Source organism: Streptomyces fumanus, assembly GCF_014655295.1.
Classification (GTDB): domain Bacteria; phylum Actinomycetota; class Actinomycetes; order Streptomycetales; family Streptomycetaceae; genus Streptomyces; species Streptomyces fumanus.
Map to the genome: position 1 here is coordinate 197,967 of NZ_BNBI01000002.1, position 19,336 is coordinate 217,302.

Annotated in this window: 18 protein-coding genes and 1 pseudogene; 6 read left to right on the forward strand and 13 right to left on the reverse strand. The window is 72.1% G+C overall.

Annotated elements, in window-relative coordinates:
• Nucleotides 1-343: 343 nt before the first annotated feature.
• Nucleotides 344-2,206 carry a S9 family peptidase gene (locus IE316_RS05110; RefSeq protein WP_190202910.1) on the reverse strand — a complete coding sequence of 621 codons (1,863 nt, stop codon included), beginning with the start codon at nucleotides 2,204-2,206 and terminating at the stop codon, nucleotides 344-346.
• Between the two features lie 130 nt (nucleotides 2,207-2,336).
• Here IE316_RS05110 and IE316_RS05115 point away from each other — a divergent pair, with 130 nt between their 5' ends.
• Nucleotides 2,337-3,158 carry an SURF1 family protein gene (locus IE316_RS05115; RefSeq protein ID WP_190202911.1) on the forward strand — a complete coding sequence of 274 codons (822 nt, stop codon included), beginning with the start codon at nucleotides 2,337-2,339 and terminating at the stop codon, nucleotides 3,156-3,158.
• A 33-nt stretch (nucleotides 3,159-3,191) separates the two neighbouring features.
• On the opposite strand, the gene IE316_RS05120 is transcribed toward IE316_RS05115, so the two are convergent.
• The 7 genes and pseudogenes from IE316_RS05120 to IE316_RS05150 form a co-directional block, all read right to left on the reverse strand.
• Nucleotides 3,192-4,400 (reverse strand): hypothetical protein, encoded by a 1,209-nt coding sequence (locus IE316_RS05120; protein ID WP_229910205.1) that lies wholly within the window; start codon nucleotides 4,398-4,400, stop codon nucleotides 3,192-3,194.
• Nucleotides 4,397-4,976: pseudogene (locus IE316_RS05125) on the reverse strand (SigE family RNA polymerase sigma factor). Before IE316_RS05125 ends, IE316_RS05120 begins: the two are co-directional and overlap by 4 nt.
• A 416-nt stretch (nucleotides 4,977-5,392) precedes the next feature.
• Nucleotides 5,393-6,469: an aspartate-semialdehyde dehydrogenase gene (locus IE316_RS05130; RefSeq protein WP_190202912.1), complete on the reverse strand. Its 1,077-nt coding sequence runs from the start codon at nucleotides 6,467-6,469 to the stop codon at nucleotides 5,393-5,395.
• Nucleotides 6,469-7,746 (reverse strand): aspartate kinase, encoded by a 1,278-nt coding sequence (locus tag IE316_RS05135; protein ID WP_190202913.1) that lies wholly within the window; start codon nucleotides 7,744-7,746, stop codon nucleotides 6,469-6,471. The genes IE316_RS05130 and IE316_RS05135 overlap by 1 nt, the downstream gene beginning before the upstream one ends.
• Nucleotides 7,747-7,952: 206 nt before the next feature.
• Nucleotides 7,953-8,531: a Uma2 family endonuclease gene (locus IE316_RS05140; protein ID WP_190202914.1), complete on the reverse strand. Its 579-nt coding sequence runs from the start codon at nucleotides 8,529-8,531 to the stop codon at nucleotides 7,953-7,955.
• Between the two features lie 285 nt (nucleotides 8,532-8,816).
• On the reverse strand, nucleotides 8,817-9,002 hold the full coding sequence (locus IE316_RS05145) for a DUF397 domain-containing protein (protein ID WP_190202915.1): 186 nt from the start codon (nucleotides 9,000-9,002) through the stop codon (nucleotides 8,817-8,819).
• The gene (locus IE316_RS05150) at nucleotides 8,995-9,774 is read right to left on the reverse strand and encodes a helix-turn-helix domain-containing protein (RefSeq protein WP_190203283.1); all 780 of its coding nucleotides are present in this window, start codon (nucleotides 9,772-9,774) and stop codon (nucleotides 8,995-8,997) included. The genes IE316_RS05145 and IE316_RS05150 overlap by 8 nt, the downstream gene beginning before the upstream one ends.
• A gap of 102 nt (nucleotides 9,775-9,876) precedes the next feature.
• On the opposite strand from IE316_RS05150, the gene IE316_RS05155 reads away from it, so the two are divergent.
• A complete protein-coding gene (locus tag IE316_RS05155) occupies nucleotides 9,877-10,269 on the forward strand; it encodes a hypothetical protein (protein WP_308438893.1) in 393 nt (130 codons plus the stop codon).
• Here the strand turns inward: IE316_RS05155 and IE316_RS05160 are convergent.
• Genes IE316_RS05160 through IE316_RS05170 form a run of 3 tightly spaced genes read right to left on the reverse strand, consistent with a single transcriptional unit; the run spans nucleotide 10,262 to nucleotide 11,915 of the window.
• On the reverse strand, nucleotides 10,262-10,921 hold the full coding sequence (locus tag IE316_RS05160) for a DUF5063 domain-containing protein (protein ID WP_190202917.1): 660 nt from the start codon (nucleotides 10,919-10,921) through the stop codon (nucleotides 10,262-10,264). The two genes, IE316_RS05155 and IE316_RS05160, sit on opposite strands and share 8 nt — an antisense overlap.
• Nucleotides 10,914-11,513 (reverse strand): recombination mediator RecR, encoded by a 600-nt coding sequence (gene recR / locus IE316_RS05165; RefSeq protein ID WP_190202918.1) that lies wholly within the window; start codon nucleotides 11,511-11,513, stop codon nucleotides 10,914-10,916. Before recR ends, IE316_RS05160 begins: the two co-directional genes overlap by 8 nt.
• Nucleotides 11,514-11,570: 57 nt before the next feature.
• Nucleotides 11,571-11,915, reverse strand: a complete 345-nt coding sequence (locus IE316_RS05170) for a YbaB/EbfC family nucleoid-associated protein (protein WP_190202919.1) — start codon at nucleotides 11,913-11,915, stop codon at nucleotides 11,571-11,573.
• 232 nt (nucleotides 11,916-12,147) lie between these two features.
• Here IE316_RS05170 and IE316_RS05175 point away from each other — a divergent pair, with 232 nt between their 5' ends.
• On the forward strand, nucleotides 12,148-12,870 hold the full coding sequence (locus tag IE316_RS05175; protein WP_190202920.1) for an SLATT domain-containing protein: 723 nt from the start codon (nucleotides 12,148-12,150) through the stop codon (nucleotides 12,868-12,870).
• Between the two features lie 252 nt (nucleotides 12,871-13,122).
• Here the strand turns inward: IE316_RS05175 and IE316_RS05180 are convergent, their stop codons facing one another.
• Nucleotides 13,123-14,664, reverse strand: coding sequence for a substrate-binding domain-containing protein (locus IE316_RS05180; RefSeq protein WP_190202921.1), 1,542 nt, complete (start codon nucleotides 14,662-14,664; stop codon nucleotides 13,123-13,125).
• A gap of 227 nt (nucleotides 14,665-14,891) precedes the next feature.
• Between IE316_RS05180 and IE316_RS05185 the strand changes: the two genes are divergently transcribed.
• From IE316_RS05185 to IE316_RS05195, 3 genes are all read left to right on the forward strand, one after another.
• Entirely contained in the window at nucleotides 14,892-16,247 is a 1,356-nt protein-coding gene (locus IE316_RS05185; protein ID WP_190202922.1) for an aspartate aminotransferase family protein, read from the forward strand.
• 174 nt (nucleotides 16,248-16,421) lie between these two features.
• Complete coding sequence (locus IE316_RS05190) at nucleotides 16,422-17,117, forward strand: GntR family transcriptional regulator (protein WP_190202923.1); 696 nt, start codon at nucleotides 16,422-16,424, stop codon at nucleotides 17,115-17,117.
• Between the two features lie 201 nt (nucleotides 17,118-17,318).
• Nucleotides 17,319-17,969 carry a putative DNA-mimic protein gene (locus IE316_RS05195; RefSeq protein ID WP_190202924.1) on the forward strand — a complete coding sequence of 217 codons (651 nt, stop codon included), beginning with the start codon at nucleotides 17,319-17,321 and terminating at the stop codon, nucleotides 17,967-17,969.
• Nucleotides 17,970-18,051: 82 nt separating this feature from the next.
• On the opposite strand, the gene IE316_RS05200 is transcribed toward IE316_RS05195, so the two are convergent.
• Complete coding sequence (locus IE316_RS05200; protein ID WP_190202925.1) at nucleotides 18,052-19,335, reverse strand: adenylosuccinate synthase; 1,284 nt, start codon at nucleotides 19,333-19,335, stop codon at nucleotides 18,052-18,054.
• Between the last annotated feature and the right edge of the window lies 1 nt (nucleotide 19,336).

A 19,336-nucleotide genomic window follows, 5' to 3' on the forward strand; every position in this document is an offset into this window, starting at 1 on the left:
TCTTGATGCCGGGATCGGTCAGGGGGTGGGGGTGGAGGTGGCGGGTGTGCAGTGGGCCGGCCAGGGGGCTCCGCCCCCTGGACCCCCGGCCTATGCCCACCCACCACCCGACTCGGTCCGCCTGGAGGTGGACGTCTGGCGCGTGTCAGATCGGTCCGCCGAGACGTGGGCCTCCGGCCCGCACCCTGACCCGACTCGGTCGCCCTGGAGGTGGGGCCCCGGGCCCGAGCCGACTCGGTACGCCCGGACGTTAGTCCCGGCCCGCGACCCGACCCGGCTCGGGCCGCCCGGACGTGAGCCCCCGGCCCGCACCCCGGTGCGGCCCGGGTCGCCCGGGCCGGGCTCAGTGGGTCGGCAGGTGGCGTTCTGCGAAGGAGAGTTCCAGGCGGAGTTGTTTGATGCGTTCGTCCACTACCAGGGAGCCGTGGCCCGCGTCGTAGCGGTAGACCTCGTGGGTGTGGCCGCGGGACTGGAGGCGGTCGACGTAGTTCTCGATCTGGCGGATGGGGCAGCGGGGGTCGTTGACGCCGGCGGAGATGTAGACGGGGGCCTTGACCTGGTCGACGTAGGTGAGGGGGGAGGACGCCTCGAAGCGGTCGGGGACCTCTTCGGGGGTGCCGCCGAGGAGGGTGCGGTCGAGGGCCTTCAGTCCCTCCATCTCGTCGTGGTACGCGGTGACGTAGTCGGCGACGGGCACCGCGGCGATGCCCAGGGTCCAGGCGTCCGGCTGGGTGCCGAGGCCGAGGAGCGTGAGGTACCCGCCCCAGGAGCCGCCGGTGAGGATCAGGCGCTCGGGGTCGGCGAGGCCGGAGGTGACCGCCCATTCGCGCACCGCCGCGATGTCCTCCAGCTCGATGAGTCCGACCCGGTGCTTCAGGGCGTCGGTCCAGGCCCGGCCGTAACCGGTGGAGCCCCGGTAGTTGACCCGGACCACCGCGTAGCCGTGGTCGACCCAGGCCGCCGGGCCCGCGGCGAAGGAGTCGCTGTCGTGCCAGGTCGGGCCGCCGTGGATGTCGAAGACCGTCGGCAGCGGACCGGTGGCGCCGGCCGGCTTCTGGACCAGGGCGTGCACGCGGCCGCCCGGTCCTTCGACCCACACGTCCTCCACCGGGACCGACGGCGGGCACTTCAGGCCGGGCGGGTCGAGGACGACCCCGCCGCGGGTGGAGCGGACCGCGGACGGCTCGGCGGCGGAGGACCACAGGTACTCCACGCTGCCGTCGGGGCGCGCGGTGGCCCCCGAGACCGTGCCGGGCGGGGTGGGGAGCTCCAGCAGCTCGCGCTGCGCCAGGTCGTAGCGGAACAGCTCGCTGCGGGCCTCAAAGCTGTGCACGATGAGCAGGCCCCCGCCGTCCGGGTACCACTCGGCGCTGACGTCGCCGGGCAGCTCCAGCGCCAGGTCGGTCTGCTCGCCCGTGGCCACGTCCCACACCAGCGGCTCCCAGCGGCCCCGGCGCTGGTGGCCGATGAGCAGGCGGGTGTCGCCGTCGACCGGCGCGAAGCCGAGGACCTCCAGGCCCAGCTCCCGGGTGCCGCCCTCGGTGTCGTCGAGCTCGGCGACGGTCGTGCCGTCGGGGCGCAGGACGCGCAGCGCCGAGTGCATGGCGTCGCCGTGCTCGGTGTGCTCGACGGCGATCAGGGTGCCGTCGTGCGAGAGGTCGCCGACGCCCGCGGACTCGCGGTGCCGGTAGATCTCCACCGGCTCCTGCCCCGCGCGGGCCAGGTGGATGGTGGTGCCCTCCTCGTCGGTGGAGCGGCCGATCACCGCGGTGCGCCCGTCCCGGCCGAGGGCGAGGCCGGCCGGGTAGGACGGGTCGAGGCCGGGAACCGCCGGTTCGTCCGGGCCGCCGGTGAAGGGCTGGCGGCGCCAGACGCCGAACTCGTCGCCGTCCTTGTCGTCGAACCACCAGATCCACTCGCCGTCCGGTGAGAGCACCCCGTCCGTCGTGCCGTTGGGCCGGTCGGTGACCTGGCGCTGCTCGCCGGTCGCGCGGTCCCAGGCGTACAGCTCGTACGTCCCCGTCGCGTTCGACACGAACAGGGAACGGTCCGGTGCGTCCTCCGCCCAGTCGGGCAGCGACACCCGGGGCGCCCGGAACCGCTTCTCCCAGTCGGGCATCTCCCCGCCCGGGACCCGCCCATTCTTCTTGTCCTGCTCCTGCTGCTCCTGCTGCTCCCGCGAGACGGATCCGTTGCGCTCAGTCATTCCCCCATACTGCCGCGCCCCTGCGACATCGCGCAGATCAGGTCCCCAGCCTGTGGATAACTTCCCGCGCCACCCGTCCGGAGGCGACCCCGGGGCCGGGCCGCCGCGCCGGACCCGTACCGTTGAGGGCGTGTACCGGTTTCTGCTGACGCCCCGTTGGTGGGGGATCAACGTCTTCGTCGTGCTCGCCATCCCCTTCTGCGTCTTCATGGGGTCCTGGCAGCTCGGCCGGTTCGAGGACCGGGTCGACGACCACCGCGCGGCGGACACCCAGGCCGCCACGGCCCGCGAGGAGGCCGCCCGGCCGCTGGCCGAGCTGCTGCCCGTGGACCAGGAGACCGTCAACCGGCAGGCCACCGTCACCGGCCGCTACGACAAGCAGTTGCTGGTCCCCGACCGGGACCTGGACGAGCGGCGCGGCTTCTACGTACTGACCCTGCTGCGCACCGACTCCGGCGAGGCCCTGCCCGTGGTGAGGGGCTGGCTGCCCGGCGACGCCGACCCGGCGAAGGCGCCGGCCCCGCCGTCCGGCGAGGTCACCGTCACCGGCGCGCTCCAGGCGACCGAGACGCCCGGTGAGAACGGGGTGAGCGCCCGGGGCGGGCTGCCCGCCGGCCAGACCGCCGCGATCAGCGCGGCCTCGCTGGTCAACCTGGTGCCGTACGACGTGTACGACGCGTGGCTCACGCTGAACCACGGCGACTCGGGGATGCGGGCCGTGCCGGTGAGCGCGGCGCAGAACTCGGGCCTGGACATGAAGGCGTTCCAGAACCTCGGCTACACCGCCGAGTGGTTCGCCTTCGTCGGCTTCGTGGTCTTCATGTGGTTCCGGCTGCTGCGGCGCGAGGTGGAGCTGATCCGGGACGCGGAGCTGGGGCTGGCTCCGGCGGAGGACGGGGTGACGGAGGACGGGACGGCGGAGCGGCAGGGCCGTAGCCCGTCCGCCGTCTGAACCGCCCGCTTCCCGTCTGAATCCGGCCCCGGCTCACGCCCCCGCCAGCACGCCCGTCCAGTACACCGTTCCCGCGCACGCGTTCGACACCGTGGCCGTCGCCGAGCCCGAGCCCGTCTCCGGGCTGTACGTCACCGTCACGCTGCCGCCGGCCGGGGTGTCCGCCGTGAGCAACTGCGTGGTTGTGTTGTCGGTGCCGTCACCACCCGTGGTGGTGCCGCCGGTGGCGCTCGTCTCCCCGGTCGGCGACGGGTCGGGCGAGGGTCCGCCGGTGGCGCCCCCGGTGGTGCCGCCCGTGGTCGGGCAGGTCTCCGAGGGCACCCACGCGAACCGCACCTCGTAGGCGCCGCCCGGCTTGAGCAGCAGGTTCCCGGCCTCCAGGGACGGGTCTGGCAGCCCGGCCGCGGGGTCCCCGGCGACGTGCCGGGCGGTGCTGACCCGGGCGGGGTCGGCGGCGCCCTGGGCGCTCACGCCGACCGAGCCGGGGCCGGCGACGGTACAGCTCGCCGAGGAGACGTTGCCGACCCGGAAGGAGCCGTAGACCACGCCGGTGGAGTCGGGGGCGGCGCTGGAGGCGATGGGGGTGCCGAGCTGGTCGGCGGTGCACGGGACGGCGTCGGGCGCGCTGCTGGACGACGGGTCGGTGCCGCCGCCCCCGGCGCCGGGCCCGGAGGCTTCCTTCTCGTCCTTGCCCTTCTCCTCGGACTCGGGCTTCTCCTTGTGCTTGCCCTCCTGGTCGGAGCCGACGGTGGCGCCCTCGCCGCCCGCCGGGTCCTTGCCCTGGCCGACGCCGCCCTGGGCCTGGGAGGCGTGGCCGGCGACGGAGGGGTTGGCGCCGGGGCCGGTGGAGTGGGAGACGTGCACCAGCGCGGGGATCGCCGTACCGACGAAGAGGGCGGCGGCGGCCAGGCCGACGGCGGCCTGCCGTTTGCGCGCCCGCCGCGCGGGGACCGCCCGCCGCAGGTACTCCAGGGTGCCGTCGCGCGGCTCCACCTCCTGGACCGCCTCGTGCAGCAGCCTGCGCAGCGCTTCCTCGTCCGGCGCGAGCCCGCCTCCGGGCCCGTCACCGATGGGCCCACCCCCAGCCGGGGAGGCCGAGCGCAGTCGATGGCGAAGTCCGTCGGACCCCTGCACGTCGGGGCCCTGGTCGTCGGGGCCGTGGTTCACAGTTCCGTTCCCAGCGTGCGTGTGCTTCGACTCCTGCTCGTCCGGCTCGCGCCGCGCGCCATGGCCGTCGCTCATGCCGGTGTCCCCATGGCGAGCCTGAGGGCGGCGATGCCGCGTGATCCGTACGCCTTGACCGAGCCCAGCGATATGCCGAGCGTCTCGGCGACCTGCGCCTCGGTCATGTCGGCGAAGTACCTCAGGACCAGGACCTCGCGCTGCCGGCGCTGGAGTCCTTTCATGGCCTTGATCAGGGAGTCCCGCTCCAACTGGTCGTAGGCCCGCCCCCTCCTCCGCGCTCGCCATGTCGGGCATCGGCTTGGAGAGCAGCTTCAGCCCGATGATGCGGCGGCGCAGGGCGGAACGGGAGAGGTTGACGACCGTCTGCCGCAGGTAGGCCAGGGTCTTCTCCGGGTCGCGGACCCGTTTGCGCGCCGAGTGGACGCGGATGAACGCCTCCTGGACGACGTCCTCGCAGGACGCGGTGTCGTCGAGCAGCAGCGCGGCGAGGCCGAGCAGCGAACGGTAGTGGGTGCGGTACGTCTCGGTGAGGTGGTCGACGGTGGTGCCCGCCGCCGTGACCTCCTCGGCACCGTCACGCTGACCGGGAAGGGGCGCGGGCTGCGCGGCGGGCATCGGCGCGATCACCGGCATGCCACCGGCCGCGCCGGCCGCCTGAGCGGGCCGGCGGGGCGGCCGCAGGGCCGTGCCGCGCGTCGCCACGGGGAAGTCGAGTACCTCTGCCACGCCAGTTGGACCCCCTCACCCCGGTGAGGGTTGTACGTGCCGAGGGTCACGTTCGTTTTCGTTCCGGCGCCGGGCAGCGCAACCGACGGTGCATCATTTGCCCTCATGCGTCCCGCTCTTCCCCTATATCCCCTAGGGAACAGACGTCCCCACGTCCGTTCCACGGCGTCCCCACGCCCCGGATGGGTGACCGCAAAGACGCTCCCCGCCGTCCGCGTGGTTGCGGAGGGCGGGGAGGAAATCCTCTGATGCGGCGGGACATTGATCAAGTGGTCCGGACCACTTTCCGGCGCACATCACAACCCGAGATCCTATAAAAGCCGCTAAAACCGCTCGGCGGCGACCAGTTCGGCGATCTGCGTGCTGTTGAGCGCGGCGCCCTTGCGGAGATTGTCGCCGCAGACGAAGAGTTCCAGCGCGGTGGGGTCGTCCAGGGCCCGGCGGACCCGGCCGACCCAGGTCGGGTCGGTGCCGACCGCGTCGGCGGGGGTGGGGAACTCCCCGGCGGCCGGGTTGTCGAAGAGCACGACCCCGGGCGCGGTGGCCAGAATCTCGCGGGCCGCCCCGACGGTGACCTCGCCCTCGAAGCGGGCGTGCACGGTCAGGGAGTGGGTGGTGACCACCGGCACCCGTACGCAGGTCACGGCGACCGGCAGCTTCGGCAGCCCGAGGATCTTGCGGGACTCGTCCCGCAGCTTCATCTCCGCCGACGACCAGCCGTCCTCCCGCAGCGACCCGGCCCACGGTACGACGTTCAGCGCGACCGGCTCCGGGAACGGGCCGGTCTCCTCGCCGACGGCCCGCCGCAGGTCGCCGGGGTGGGTCCCGAGGTCGGTGCCGGCCACCAGGGACATCTGCCGGCGCAGCGTCCGCACGCCCGCGTGCCCGGCCCCGCTCACCGCCTGGTACGTGGAGACGACCAGCTCGCGCAGCCCGAACTCGGCGTGCAGCGCGCCCAGCGCGACGATCATCGACAGCGTGGCGCAGTCGGGGGTGGCGACGATGCCGCGCGGGCGCATCCGTACCGCGTGCGGGTTGACCTCGGGCACGACCAGCGGGACCTCGGGGTCCATCCGGAAGACGCCGGAGTTGTCGACCACCACCACGCCCTTGGCGGCGGCGAGGGGCGCCCACTCGGCGGCGACCTCGTCGGGTACGTCGAACATGGCGACGTCCACCCCGTCGAAGGCGTCCTCGGTGAGCGCCACCACCTCGACCTCCTCGCCGCGCACGGCCAGCTTGCGGCCGGCCGAGCGCGGGGAGGCGATCAGGCGGATCTCGCCCCAGATGTCCGCGTGCTGGGACAGGATCCGGAGCATGACGGCGCCGACGACGCCGGTGGCACCGACCACCGCGAGCGTCGGCCGACCGGCCCGGGGGGGCCGTTCGCGTGCGGCCATCAGCGGCCGGTGCCTCCGTACACCACGGCCTCGTCGCTGTCGGAGTCCAGGCCGAAGGCGGTGTGCACGGCGCGGACGGCCTCGTTGACGTCGTCCTTGCGGGTGACGACCGAGATACGGATCTCGGAGGTCGAGATCAGCTCGATGTTCACCCCGGCGTCGCTGAGCGCCTTGAAGAAGTCGGCCGTGACCCCCGGGTTGGTCTTCATCCCGGCGCCGACCAGGGAGATCTTGCCGATCTGGTCGTCGTAGCGCAGGGAGTCGAAGCCGATGCCGGAGCGGTTCTTCTCCAGGGCGTCGATGGCCTTGCGGCCCTCGGCCTTGGGCAGCGTGAACGAGATGTCCGTCAGGCCGGTGGCGGCGGCGGACACGTTCTGCACGATCATGTCGATGTTGATCTCGGCATCGGCGATCGTACGGAAGATCGCGGCGGCCTCGCCCGGCTTGTCCGGCACGCCGACGACCGTGATCTTGGCCTCGGAGGTGTCGTGCGCGACACCGGAGATGATGGCCTGCTCCACCTGCTTGTCCCCTTGCTCGATCGGCTCGCTGCTGACCCACGTGCCCTTCAGTCCGCTGAAGCTGGACCGGACGTGGATCGGGATGTCGTACCGCCGGGCGTACTCCACGCAGCGGTGGAGCAGCACCTTCGAACCGTTGGCGGCGAGTTCCAGCATGTCCTCGAAGGAGATCCAGTCGATCTTCTTCGCCTTCTTCACCACCCGCGGGTCGGCGGTGAACACGCCGTCCACGTCGGTGTAGATCTCGCAGACGTCCGCGTCGAGCGCGGCGGCGAGGGCGACGGCCGTGGTGTCGGAGCCGCCGCGGCCCAGCGTGGTGATGTCCTTGCTGTCCTGGCTGACGCCCTGGAAGCCGGCCACGATGGCGATGTTGCCCTCGTCCACGGAGGTGCGGATCCGGCCCGGGGTGACGTCGATGATCCGGGCTTTGTTGTGGACCGAGTCGGTGATGACACCTGCCTGGCTGCCGGTGAAGGACTGGGCCTCGTGGCCCAGGTTTTTGATCGCCATGGCCAGCAACGCCATGGAGATCCGCTCTCCGGCGGTCAGCAGCATGTCGAGCTCGCGCCCGGCAGGGATCGGGGAAACCTGCTCGGCGAGATCGATCAGCTCGTCCGTCGTGTCGCCCATCGCGGAAACGACGGCGACCACCTGGTTGCCGTTCTTCTTCGCTTCCACGATCCGCTTGGCGACGCGCTTGATGCCCTCGGCATCGGCTACGGAGGAGCCTCCGTACTTCTGCACGACAAGGCCCACGTGCGCTCCTCGCTCAATCCGTCTCTTTCCGCACGTACGTATATGTACTGCGGTCGGCTCAGTCTAACGAGCGCCCGAATTTCCCCCCTGCGATACCGCATGGTGAGACCTACCGGCGTCCCGCCCGTCCAGGCAGCCTCCTGCCCACCGGCCACCCGGGCCACTCGGAACGTGCCAGGGGTCACACATTCACAAGCGGGGGCGTCTCAGTCGGCCAGTTCCTTGAGGGCCTCGGTGTCGAGGGTGATGCCGACCGGATCGGGGAGCTTGACAGTCGCGCCGAAGGGCAGCTTCTCCTCGTGCTGGTAGTGGCCGTTCTCCGGCTGGTTGAACACGACGACCGAGTGATGGTCCCGGTCGATGAGGAGGTAGACCGGAATCCCGGCGGCCGCGTACCCGTCGGGCTTTTCCACGCGGTCCCGCTGCGCGGCATCGACGTCCCATGAGGTCACTTCCACGGCCATCAGGGCGCTGTCGGGCGGCGACCACTCACCGTGTCCCTTGAACGCGCCCCTGGGCACTAGTACGCCGTCCGCTCGCGCCCGGCCCTTGCGGTAGCCCTCCGTCTTGAGGCCCCGCTCGGCGTGCAGCCACAGATCGGGGCGGTGCTGCATGCAGATCATCTGCAGCCAGGCGACGATCTCGCTGTGGTTGCCGTCCGGCATGGGCTTGACCGCGACCTTTCCCCTGATGAACTCCAGCCGCACCGTCTCCGGGGCATGCCGGTCGAGCTCCTCGAACTCCTCGACGGACATCTGCGGCCGGTGCCCGGTCCTGGGGGTCATGGCGTCGCCTCCTCGACACCATGGTGCCCCGACCGGCACGTCCTGCACGCTCACGACTTCCAGCGCCTCGAAGTGGGGACCGGACGGAACGCGTCGCGCCCGGGGCCGCGCGTGCGCCGCTGCGGGGGCATGGTCGCCTCCAGTCGTCGTCGGGCGAAATAACGGGGCCGCCTCAGTTGGGCAGTTGCCGTGAACCTAGGTGGCCTGCACGTAGTGACGCAAGCCGACCATGGAACGTCACCCGTACGAGGTAGCAACCCCATGAAAATGCTCGGCTCCGGGGTCTCAGCCCTCGGGCTGAACTGCGGTGATGAAGGCGGTCCAGGTGGCGGGGGTGACGTGGAGCTGGGGGCCGTTCGGGGGGTTCTTGGAGTCGCGGACGCGGATGGTGGGGGTGAGGGCGACCTCGACGCAATCGCCGCCCTCGTCGTCGCTGTAGCTCGACTTGATCCATTGCAGTCGGTCACTCATGACTGGTCACCATCCGCTCGATGAAATGGGCCGTCTCAACGGGGCCGAGGGCCTGGGCGCGGATCATACTAAGCCGCTCGGTCACGCGGCTGACGGCATCCGGATCGGCCGACAGCTCACTGGCGAACGGGCCCTCCGAGAAGACGTACCGCTCGTGATCGCCGGTCTCCAGCAGCACCATGGGGCCCATCAGCGCGGTGGCGCTGGCCCGCTCGAACGGCAGCACCTGTACGGACACGTTCCTCAGCTCGGTGACTTCCACCAAGCGCCGCAATTGCTCGACGCTCACCTGGGGACTGCGCAGGACGGCCTCGTACAGCACGAAGTTCAACGACACCAGCGGCTTCTCCTGGGTCAGGATGGCCTGCCGCTCCATGCGGGCCGTGATGCGCTCCTCGACCGTCTCCTTGTCCAGGGACGGCAGCCGGTTCTCGATCAAAGTCCGCGCGTACGACTCGACCTGCAAGAGGCCCGGAATCAGCGTGACCTCGTAGGACCAACGGCTGATCGCCTCCTTCTCGCGCTCCATGAACTCCCGAGCCCGCGCCGGGAATCGCTCCCTGGTCAGGTACTCCTTCCCGGCGCTCAGCAGGCCGCCCGCCCCGCACAACTCGTCGGCCACGTCGAGGACCCGGGCGGTCGGCATCCGCACCCCTTGTTCCATCGCCTTGATGGTGTCCGGGGCGTAGTTGGAGGCGGACGCCAATTGCTCGCGGCTCACGTGCGCCTTGGTGCGCCAGCGTTTCAATTGGTTCCCCACGAAACGCCACATGATCGGCGACTCGGACACTGCACGCACCTCCACGCGCTACACCACGGTGTGTGACCCCCATGTCACTACCGACCGTAGCGGCGTGCGCGGCAGCGTGTGACCATGATGAACGTAATTCACCGGCCCGCGTGGGTCCCCCTCGCCGGGCATCAACTGTGCCTCGCGGGCGTGCACTTCGACGCCGTGCGGATCGACGGCATCCGGGGCGAGCTGGTCGCCGACTGGCTGGTCGAGGCGACGGACGAGGACGCCGGGCCGGTCGTGAGCGAGGTGAGCGGCGGACGGTGGCTGTACTTCCTGCTGCCGCCGGGCGCCATCGCGGCGTACGAGTGGCCGCTCGGCGTGCAGTTGCTGGGCGGCACGGGCACGGGGACGGTCACGTACGTCGGCGTCCCGGCCCTGGAGGGCAACACCTGGCCGCTGCGCTGGTACAGCGCGCCGACGGCGACCGCCCCGTACGTGGACGCGGCGGCGCTCCGCCGGGCCGTTACTTGACCGGGCGCAGGCCCAGTGGGCCCGCGATCTCCTCGACCATGACGCGGCCGGCCTCCGCCTCCAGTGTCTCGTCGCCGAGGTCCTCGTCCGTGTCGAGGCCGTCGAGTTCGGCCAGCGGCTGGTCGAGGCGGACGTGGGCGACGACCGACTGGAGGGCGCGGAGGGTGGCGGAGGCGGTGGAGCCCCAGTTGGAGAAGTAGGAGAACTGCCACCACCACAGGGCCTCCGAGGTGCGGCCGGCCCGGTAGTGGGCCATGCCGTGGCGGAGGTCGGTGATGACGTCGGTGAGGTCGTCGGAGATCCGGGCCGGGACGGGCGCCTTGCGGGGCTCGTACGGGTCGAAGACCTCGGAGTAGACGTCGACCGGGTCGAGCAGGCGGGCGAGGTTCTCGCGGAGTTCGTCCACGTCCTGCTCCGGGCCCGGGTCGGGCTCGTAGCGCTCGTCCGGGACGATGTCCTCGTGGGCGCCGAGGCGGCCGCCGGCCAGGAGCAACTGGGAGACCTCCAGGAGCAGGAAGGGGACGGCCGAGGCCGGTTCGTCGCCCCTCGCCACCTCGGTGACGGCGACCAGGAAACTCTCGATCTGGTCGGCGATCTGGACCGCGAAGTCGTCCGGGTTCTGGTGGGTCGCGTGCAGCGTGGCGTCAGACATCTAGGAGTCGTCTCCCCTCGAAGGCCCGGCCGAGGGTCACCTCGTCCGCGTATTCCAGGTCGCCACCCACCGGGAGGCCGCTGGCCAGGCGGGTGACCTTGAGGCCCATGGGCTTGATCATCCGGGCGAGGTACGTGGCCGTGGCCTCGCCCTCCAGGTTCGGGTCCGTGGCCAGGATCAGCTCCGTGACCGCCCCGTCGGCCAGCCGCGCGAGCAGTTCCCGTATCCGCAGGTCGTCGGGGCCGACGCCGTCGATGGGGCTGATCGCGCCGCCGAGCACGTGGTACCGGCCGCGGAACTCCCGGGTGCGCTCGATGGCCACGACGTCCTTCGGCTCCTCCACCACGCAGATGACGGCGGGGTCCCGGCGCGGGTCGCGGCAGATGTTGCACAGCTCCTCCTGTGCGACGTTCCCGCAGGTCGCGCAGAAGCGGACCTTCGCCTTGACCTCCATCAGGGCGTGCGCGAGGCGCCGTACGTCCGTGGGTTCCGCCTGGAGGATGTGGAAGGCGATCCGCTGCGCGCTCTTGGGACCGACGCCGGGCAGCCGCCCCAGCTCGTCGATGAGGTCCTGGACCACGCCTTCGTACAACGGACTGCCGTCCTTCCTGGGGTTCCTTGATACGTACGGTAGAGGGGCCGGGCGGTCTTAGAAAGGCAGGCCCGGGATGCCGCTGCCGCCGCCCAGGCCCTGGGCCAGCGGGCCGAGCTTCTGCTGCTGGAGCGTCTGCGCGTTCTCGTTGGCCGCCTGGACCGCGGCGACGATCAGGTCGGCGAGGGTCTCGGTGTCCTCCGGGTCCACCGCCTTGGGATCGATCACCAGGCCGCGCAGCTCGCCGGAGCCGGTGACGGTGGCCTTCACCAGTCCGCCGCCGGCCTGCCCGTCGACCTCGGTCCTCGCCAGCTCTTCCTGGGCGTTCGCCAGGTCCTGCTGCATCTTCTGGGCCTGCTGGAGCAACTGCTGCATGTTGGGCTGGCCACCACCGGGGATCACGATCAGCTCCTATCGCTACGGGTTTTCCCGTTCGGCACGAGCCTACGTGGTCCGGGCGGCCCTCGCCCCAGCACTCTTTCGAGTGAGATGGACGCCGGGCCTCCACCTGATCAGCGACCCCTTCCGGGCGGAAAAGCGGCGGAACCGGACCCTTCGCCACCCAGTGGGCGGTAGGAAGGGTGCGGCGGAGTCGTCACGCAACGTGATCAGTGTGGTCGGTTGGGAGTGCCTGGTGGGTCAGCCGGAGAAGCAGCCCGAGGGGACGGCCGGGGTGGGGCGGGGTGAGCCGGGCGACCTGAACGGGCGGGCGTTCCCGCTCGGGGACTGGGGACTTCCGGCCGAGCGGCTGGACGAGCTCTACCGGTGGGTGGAGCGCGGGGCCCTGGACACGGCGGCCTGGTACCTCGCGGACCGGACGGGGAAGCGGCGGGGCGCGCGGGCGCTGCGCGGCGGCACGGTGGTCGGGGCGGTGGCGGCGGCGGCGCTGCCGCTGCTGGACCTGGCCGGGGTGGTCGGCGGGGTGGCTCCCTGGGGGTATCTGGCGCTGCTGCTGGCGGTGGCGTGCGTGGCCGGGGACCGGTACCTCGGGCTGACGTCCGGGTGGATGCGGGACGTGGCCACGGCGCAGGCGGTGCAGCGGAGGTTGCAGGTGCTCCAGTTCGACTGGGCGTCGGAGAGCGTGCGGGAGGTGCTGGGGCCCGCGGAGGGGACGGCCGGGGAGGCGGCGGAGCGGTGTCTGCTGGTGCTGCGGAGGTTCTCGGAGGACGTGGCGGAGCTGGTGCGGGCGGAGACGGTGGACTGGATGGTGGAGTTCCGGACGGGGGCGGCGCCGACGGGGATCCAGGTGGCGGTGGGGCGGGGGGTTGAGGGGGCGGTGGTGCAGGGGCGGTTCGGGGGGGTGGTGGGGGGGGCGCGGCCGCATATGCCTCGGCAGCGGCCTCCTGAGGCTCGGTAGGGCGGGGCTCGGTAGGGCGGGGCTCGGTTTGCGCCGGGCCGCGTTGTCGGGTGAGCGGCGTTGGGGCTGGGGCGGGGGCGTCGCGCGGCCCGGCGTGGCGGGGTGCCGCCGCGCCCACCCGTGCCGCCCTAGGCGGCACGAATGCCCGCGGTGGGGCGGGGTGCGCGGGTGGGCGGGTGGGCAGGTCGCGCGAGTGCGCGGATGGGCGGGTGGGTGGGTTGCGTGGGTGGGTGGGTGGGTTGCGCGGGTGGGTCAGTTGGTGCAGAGGCGTAGGGACGTGGGGGTCCAGCAGGGGATGTGGCCGTGGGTGCGGGTGATGTTCTGGCCGTTGCCGCGGGTGAGGTAGGTCAGGAAGCTGGAGGCGAGGGAGTCGGCCGGGGGGCGGCCGTAGGTGTAGGCGTACTCGATCTCGCGGTACGGGTAGGCGCTGGTGCCGTGTTCGATGGCGTCGACCGACGGGGGGTCGCCGTCGAGGTCGAGGCGGCGTACGCCGTCCGCCCGGCCGGCCAGGTTGAGCTCGCTGTAGCCGATCGCGCCGGGGACGTCCGCGACCGTGCCGAGGACCTGCTCGGTGGAGTCGAGTTCGCAGCGGACGACGGCGGCCGTGGGGTCGTCCCGGTGGACGCAGTCGAGGGAGGAGTTGGCGATCTCGCCCCGGCCCAGCACCCGGCGCTGGAAGACCTGCCGGGTGCCCGAGTTGGCGTCGCGGCTGACCAGCCGGACCGGGAGGTCGGGGCCGCCGAGCCGGCGCCAGTTGGTGATCTCGCCCCGGTAGAGGCGCCGTACGTCCGCCGTCGAGAGGTTGTCGCCGGGAAGCCGTACCGCGTCGTTGACGACCAGGGCGAAGACGGAGACCGCGACCCGGTTCTCGCGCAGCTCGGGCAGGCCGCCGGGCTTGGGGCCGTCGGAGAGGGCGACCACGGGCGGGGAGCCCTTCGCGCGGGCCGCGCCGGCCGCCGCCAGCTCCCGTACGCCCGAGGTCGAGCCGTGGGCGTCGACGACGATCTCGGCACCGGCCTCCGCGCAGTCCCGTTCGTAGGAGCGGGCCACCTCGCGCAGTACGGGGGCGAAGGCGGTGGAGCCGGTGAGGGTCAGGGTGCCGCTCTCGCAGCCGATCGGCGGCGGGGTGCCGTCCTGGGCGACGACCAGGCCGGCCAGGGTGACCACGCAGACGGTGAGCAGGATGGTGATCAGCCGGGCGGCGCGGCCGAACAGCGGCGGGGTGTCGTCCGGGGTGGCGCTGCGGTTGGGGTGGACGTCGCCGTCCCGGATGCCGCCGAACAGCCGGATGTCGCTGCCCACGTCGCCGCCGGAGAGCAGGACGAGCAGCTTGAAGTGGTCGCCGCGGTTGAGGGGGACGCGGGGGATGCGCAGGGTGTTGCCCTCGTAGCCGAAGCCCCGGCCGGCGGTGAAGTGGTCCATCAGATGGCCGGTGCCGGACGGCTGGGTGACCGAGACGCCGCGGATGGTGCGGTCGGCGAAGACCGCGGTCAGGCCGTGCGGCTCGGGGCCGGTGTAGTCGTCGCGGCCGATGCCCTGGGAGCCGTCGTTCTCGACGCGGAGCAGGACGAGGGTGGCGTCCGTCATGCCCGGGGTCTCGTCGAAGAGGCCGAGGCGGCGGTTGGCGCGGCCGGAGCGGACGTCGTCGCCGATGGGATTGTCCATCTGGACGCGGTAGCCGATGCGCTTGCGGCGCGGCACCCGGCGTTCGAACCAGAGCATCACGCCCGAGGCGGCGATGCCGAGGATCGCCGTGGCCACGGCGACCACGTTCTCCGCGCTCAACCACTCCACTGTGGCGCCCCCGCCGATGCGCGTCCGGTTCGGTCGTCTGCACACCGTACGGGTGTACGAGGCGGTGCGTCCGGTCCGTCGGGCGATGTTCGCCGGTTGTTCAACCAGGTCTCCGGACGGGCGGCGCCCCCGGTGGTCCGGGCGTCGACACCCTGTCGTGGAAAGGGCCGTCCGGCAGACAGGACGCCGATACCCTTTCCGCATCGCGGACATCTACCCTCGGCCGCATGACGCCTCAGACCGACCCCCAGGCCGGCGCCGCGGTGAAGGCCGCCGATCGCGCGCACGTCTTCCACTCCTGGTCCGCGCAGGAACTCATCGACCCGCTCGCCGTCGCCGGCGCCGAGGGGTCGTACTTCTGGGACTACGACGGCAACCGCTACCTCGACTTCACCAGCGGCCTCGTCTTCACCAACATCGGCTACCAGCACCCCAAGGTCGTCGCCGCGATCCAGGAGCAGGCGGCGAAGCTGGCCACCTTCGCGCCCGCGTTCGCCGTGGAGGCGCGCTCGGAGGCGGCCCGGCTGATCGCCGAGCGGACGCCGGGCGACCTGGACAAGATCTTCTTCACCAACGGCGGCGCGGACGCGGTCGAGCACGCGGTGCGGATGGCCCGGCTGCACACCGGCCGCCCCAAGGTGCTCTCCGCGTACCGCTCGTACCACGGCGGCACCCAGCAGGCGATCAACGTCACCGGTGACCCGCGCCGCTGGGCCTCGGACAGCGGGACGGCCGGGGTCGTGCACTTCTGGGCGCCGTTCCTGTACCGGTCGCGGTTCTACGCCGGGACCGAGGAGCAGGAGTGCGCGCGGGCGCTGGAGCACCTGGAGACGACGATCGCCTTCGAGGGGCCGTCGACCGTCGCCGCGATCGTGCTGGAGACGATTCCGGGCACGGCCGGGATCATGGTGCCGCCGGCCGGTTACCTGGCCGGGGTGCGGGAGATCTGCGACAAGTACGGGATCGTCTTCGTACTGGACGAGGTGATGGCCGGCTTCGGGCGGACCGGCACCTGGTTCGCGGCCGACCTGTACGGGGTGGTGCCCGACCTGATGACCTTCGCCAAGGGCGTGAACAGCGGCTATGTCCCGCTGGGCGGGGTGGCGATCTCCGCCGAGATCGCGCAGACGTTCGCCAAGCGGCCGTACCCGGGCGGGCTGACCTACTCCGGGCACCCGCTCGCCTGCGCCGCCGCCGTCGCCACGATCACCGCCATGGCCGAGGAGGGCGTCGTGGAGAACGCCGCCCGGCTCGGCGAGACGGTCCTCGCACCGGCGCTGCGGGAGCTGGCGGAGCGGCACCCCAGCGTGGGCGAGGTGCGCGGGGTGGGCATGTTCTGGGCGCTGGAGCTGGTCCGGGACCGGGAGACCCGGGAGCCGCTGGTGCCGTACAACGCGACCGGGGAGGCGAACGCGCCGATGGCCGCCTTCGCCGCCGCCGCGAAGGCGCGCGGGCTCTGGCCGTTCGTGAACATGAACCGCACCCATGTCGTCCCGCCCTGCACGGTGACCGAGGCGGAGCTGAAGGACGGCCTGGCGGCGCTGGACGCGGCACTGTCCGTGGCGGACGAGCACACCGCGTAGTCCACGTCGCGGGACGGGACGCGAACGGGATTCGAACGCGTAGGGTGGCGTGCTCGGAGACATATACGCGCACGCCGCCCATACACGCGCAGGCGGCCCCCCGCGCACCGGGGTGGCCGCCGCCGCGCGCTTGGCGCCCGCCGTGCCCGGACGCGACGAGGAGACCGCCCGACCATGCCCGGCCCCACCGGCAACGGTGCCGTGACGCGCAGCACCCTGCGGCGGCAGATAGCCGACGCGCTCCGCGACGAGGTCCTGGCCGGACGGCTCAAGCCGGGGCAGGAGTTCACCGTCAAGGAGATCGCCGAGCAGTACGGCGTCTCCGCCACGCCGGTCCGCGAGGCGCTCGTCGACCTGTCCGCGCAGGGGCTGCTGGACGCCGACCACCACCGCGGCTTCCGGGTCCACGAGTACTCCCCCGACGACTACCGCGGCATGGTCGAGGCCCGCGGACTGGTCACCGACGGCATGTTCCGGTCGCTCGCGGACGGCCGGGCCGACCTGGTCGACGGGCCCCGGCTGGCCGCCGCCCTCGCCGGGGTGCGGCGGCGCGGCGAGGAGGCGCAGCGCGCGGCCATCGCCGGCGACCTCACCGTCCTGATCGGCTACGACCTGCGCTACTGGCGGGAGCTGAGCGCCCTGTTCGGCAACCCCTACCTCTCCGACTTCCTGCACCGGCTGCGGGTGCAGAGCTGGGTGTGCACCGTGCAGCACCTGCGCCGGCTCAGCGATCTGCGCGGCACGCTGTGGTCCGGGCACACCGAGCTGGTCGACGCGCTGGCCCGGCGGGACGCCGAGGCGGCCCGCGGGTGCGTCGCCGCGTACAACGCGCACTCCCTCGCGCTGATCGAGCGGCTCACCGGCGGATGACCGGCACGGCCGGCGGCGGCCGATGACGGGCCGGTGCGGGGTTGCCGGGGCGCTCGTGGGTATGGGGTCTGCACGACCGACGCACGCCCACCGCACCGCCCATCGCGCCGCCCACCGCATCGCCCATCGCGCCGCCTACCGCACCGACTACCCTTCCTGACCACGTGATCCGGATCGCCGTGCTGTGTGAGGAGCCCTCTTTTGGCCTGTGACCTGTGGCTGGTACCGCTCGTCGACATCCTGTGCCACACGCCGGACAACCCGTTCGCCGAGGAACTCGCGCAGTACGACAAGGCACTGGCCGCGGCCGGGCTGCCGCCGGTGCCGGTGTACCAGTACATGCCGGGGCTCTCCGGCGAGGTGGCCCCGGTGGCCGTCTTCGACTACGACGCGCTGCACTTCCTGCGCCGCGCCCACCTGCTGCGGCTGTGCGGGCTGCCGGTGACGCCGGTGGACGAACTGGGCGGTGACTACGAGCAGTTGCTGGAGATGTTCGAGGCGACGGCCCAGCAGTCGCACCTGGTCTGGCACTACGACCACGCGGGCGCGTACGTCCCCGTCGACTTCCCGCATCCGCTGTCCAGCGACGAACTGCTGGCCGGCGGCGGCCCCTTGGGCTCCTCGCACGGCCTGCTGCGCGAGCTGGAGACGGTCGCTCCGGCGATCGGCATCGACCCGCTCAACCCCCCGCCGGCCCCCCAGCCCCCGCCGGCCCCCACGGAGCTGGAGGAACGGGCCGTGGCCGCCCCCTACGACCCCAGCCCCTTCGCCCGCGAACGGCACGTCTGGCTGGGCCTGCACGCGGCGGCCACCCGGAGCCTGGCCCAGGGCTCGATGATCGTCTTCAGTTGACCGCGACCGCCGCCGACGCCCCCTGAGAGGGGGCCGAACGGCGGCGGTCGCGGTCGGTGCGGTGCGGGGCCGGTGCCGGGGCCTACAGGAACGAGTTGATCTCGATCGTCTCGTCCCGGCCCGGGCCGACGCCGATCGCGGAGATCGGGGCGCCGGACATCTCCTCCAGCGCCTTCACGTACGCCTGGGCGTTCTTCGGCAGGTCGGCGAAGGTCTTCGCCTTGCTGATGTCCTCGCTCCAGCCGGGCAGCATCTCGTAGACCGGCTTGGCGTGGTGGAAGTCGGACTGCGAGTACGGCAGCTCCTCGACGCGCTTGCCGTCGATCTCGTACGCCACGCAGACCGGGATCTGCTCCCAGCCGGTGAGCACGTCGAGCTTGGTGAGGAAGAAGTCGGTGAGGCCGTTGACCCGGGTCGCGTAGCGGGCGATCACCGCGTCGAACCAGCCGCAGCGCCGGTCGCGGCCGGTGGTGACGCCCCGCTCGCCGCCGATCCGGCGCAGCGCCTCGCCGTCCTCGTCGAACAGCTCGGTCGGGAACGGGCCCGCGCCGACCCGGGTGGTGTACGCCTTGAGGATGCCGATGACCCGGCTGATCCGGGTGGGGCCCACGCCGGCGCCGGTGCAGGCGCCGCCCGCGGTCGGGTTCGACGAGGTCACGAACGGGTACGTGCCGTGGTCGATGTCCAGCAGGGTGCCCTGGCCGCCCTCGAAGAGGACCACCTTGTCCTCGTCCAGCGCCTGGTTGAGCACCAGCACGGTGTCGGCGACGTACGGGCGGAGCTTGTCCGCGTAGCCCAGCAGCTCCTCGACCACCTGGCCGACGGCGATCGCGCGCCGGTTGTAGAGCTTGGTGAGCATCTGGTTCTTGACGTCCAGCGCCGCCTCGACCTTCTGGGTGAGGATCGACTCGTCGTAGAGGTCCTGGACGCGGATGCCGACGCGGTTGATCTTGTCGGCGTAGGTGGGGCCGATGCCGCGGCCGGTGGTGCCGATCTTGCGCTTGCCCAGGAAGCGCTCGGTCACCTTGTCCACGGTGACGTTGTACGGCGTGATGATGTGGGCGTTGCCGCTGATCAGGAGCTTGGACGTGTCGACGCCACGCTCGTTCAGCCCGCTCAGCTCGGAGAACAGGACCGACGGGTCGACGACGACGCCGTTGCCGATGACCGGCGTGCAGCCGGGGGACAGGATTCCGGAAGGGAGCAGGTGGAGGGCGTACTTCTGGTCGCCCACGACTACCGTGTGGCCGGCGTTGTTGCCGCCCTGGTAGCGCACCACATAGTCGACGGAACCACCGAGCAGGTCCGTCGCCTTTCCCTTGCCTTCGTCACCCCACTGAGCACCGAGCAGCACAAGTGCGGGCACG

Excerpts from the sequence above, each read along its gene's own strand:
- IE316_RS05110 (WP_190202910.1), bottom strand. The coding sequence starts at position 2,206 with ATGACTGAGCGCAACGGATCCGTCTCGCGGGAGCAGCAGGAGCAGCAG.
- IE316_RS05120 (WP_229910205.1), bottom strand. The coding sequence starts at position 4,400 with ATGAGCGACGGCCATGGCGCGCGGCGCGAGCCGGACGAGCAGGAGTCG.
- IE316_RS05130 (WP_190202912.1), bottom strand. The coding sequence starts at position 6,469 with ATGGCCGCACGCGAACGGCCCCCCCGGGCCGGTCGGCCGACGCTCGCG.
- IE316_RS05140 (WP_190202914.1), bottom strand. The coding sequence starts at position 8,531 with ATGACCCCCAGGACCGGGCACCGGCCGCAGATGTCCGTCGAGGAGTTC.
- IE316_RS05145 (WP_190202915.1), bottom strand. The coding sequence starts at position 9,002 with ATGAGTGACCGACTGCAATGGATCAAGTCGAGCTACAGCGACGACGAG.
- IE316_RS05150 (WP_190203283.1), bottom strand. The coding sequence starts at position 9,774 with ATGTGGCGTTTCGTGGGGAACCAATTGAAACGCTGGCGCACCAAGGCG.
- IE316_RS05155 (WP_308438893.1), top strand. The coding sequence starts at position 9,877 with ATGATGAACGTAATTCACCGGCCCGCGTGGGTCCCCCTCGCCGGGCAT.
- IE316_RS05160 (WP_190202917.1), bottom strand. The coding sequence starts at position 10,921 with ATGTCTGACGCCACGCTGCACGCGACCCACCAGAACCCGGACGACTTC.
- IE316_RS05185 (WP_190202922.1), top strand. The coding sequence starts at position 14,892 with ATGACGCCTCAGACCGACCCCCAGGCCGGCGCCGCGGTGAAGGCCGCC.
- IE316_RS05190 (WP_190202923.1), top strand. The coding sequence starts at position 16,422 with ATGCCCGGCCCCACCGGCAACGGTGCCGTGACGCGCAGCACCCTGCGG.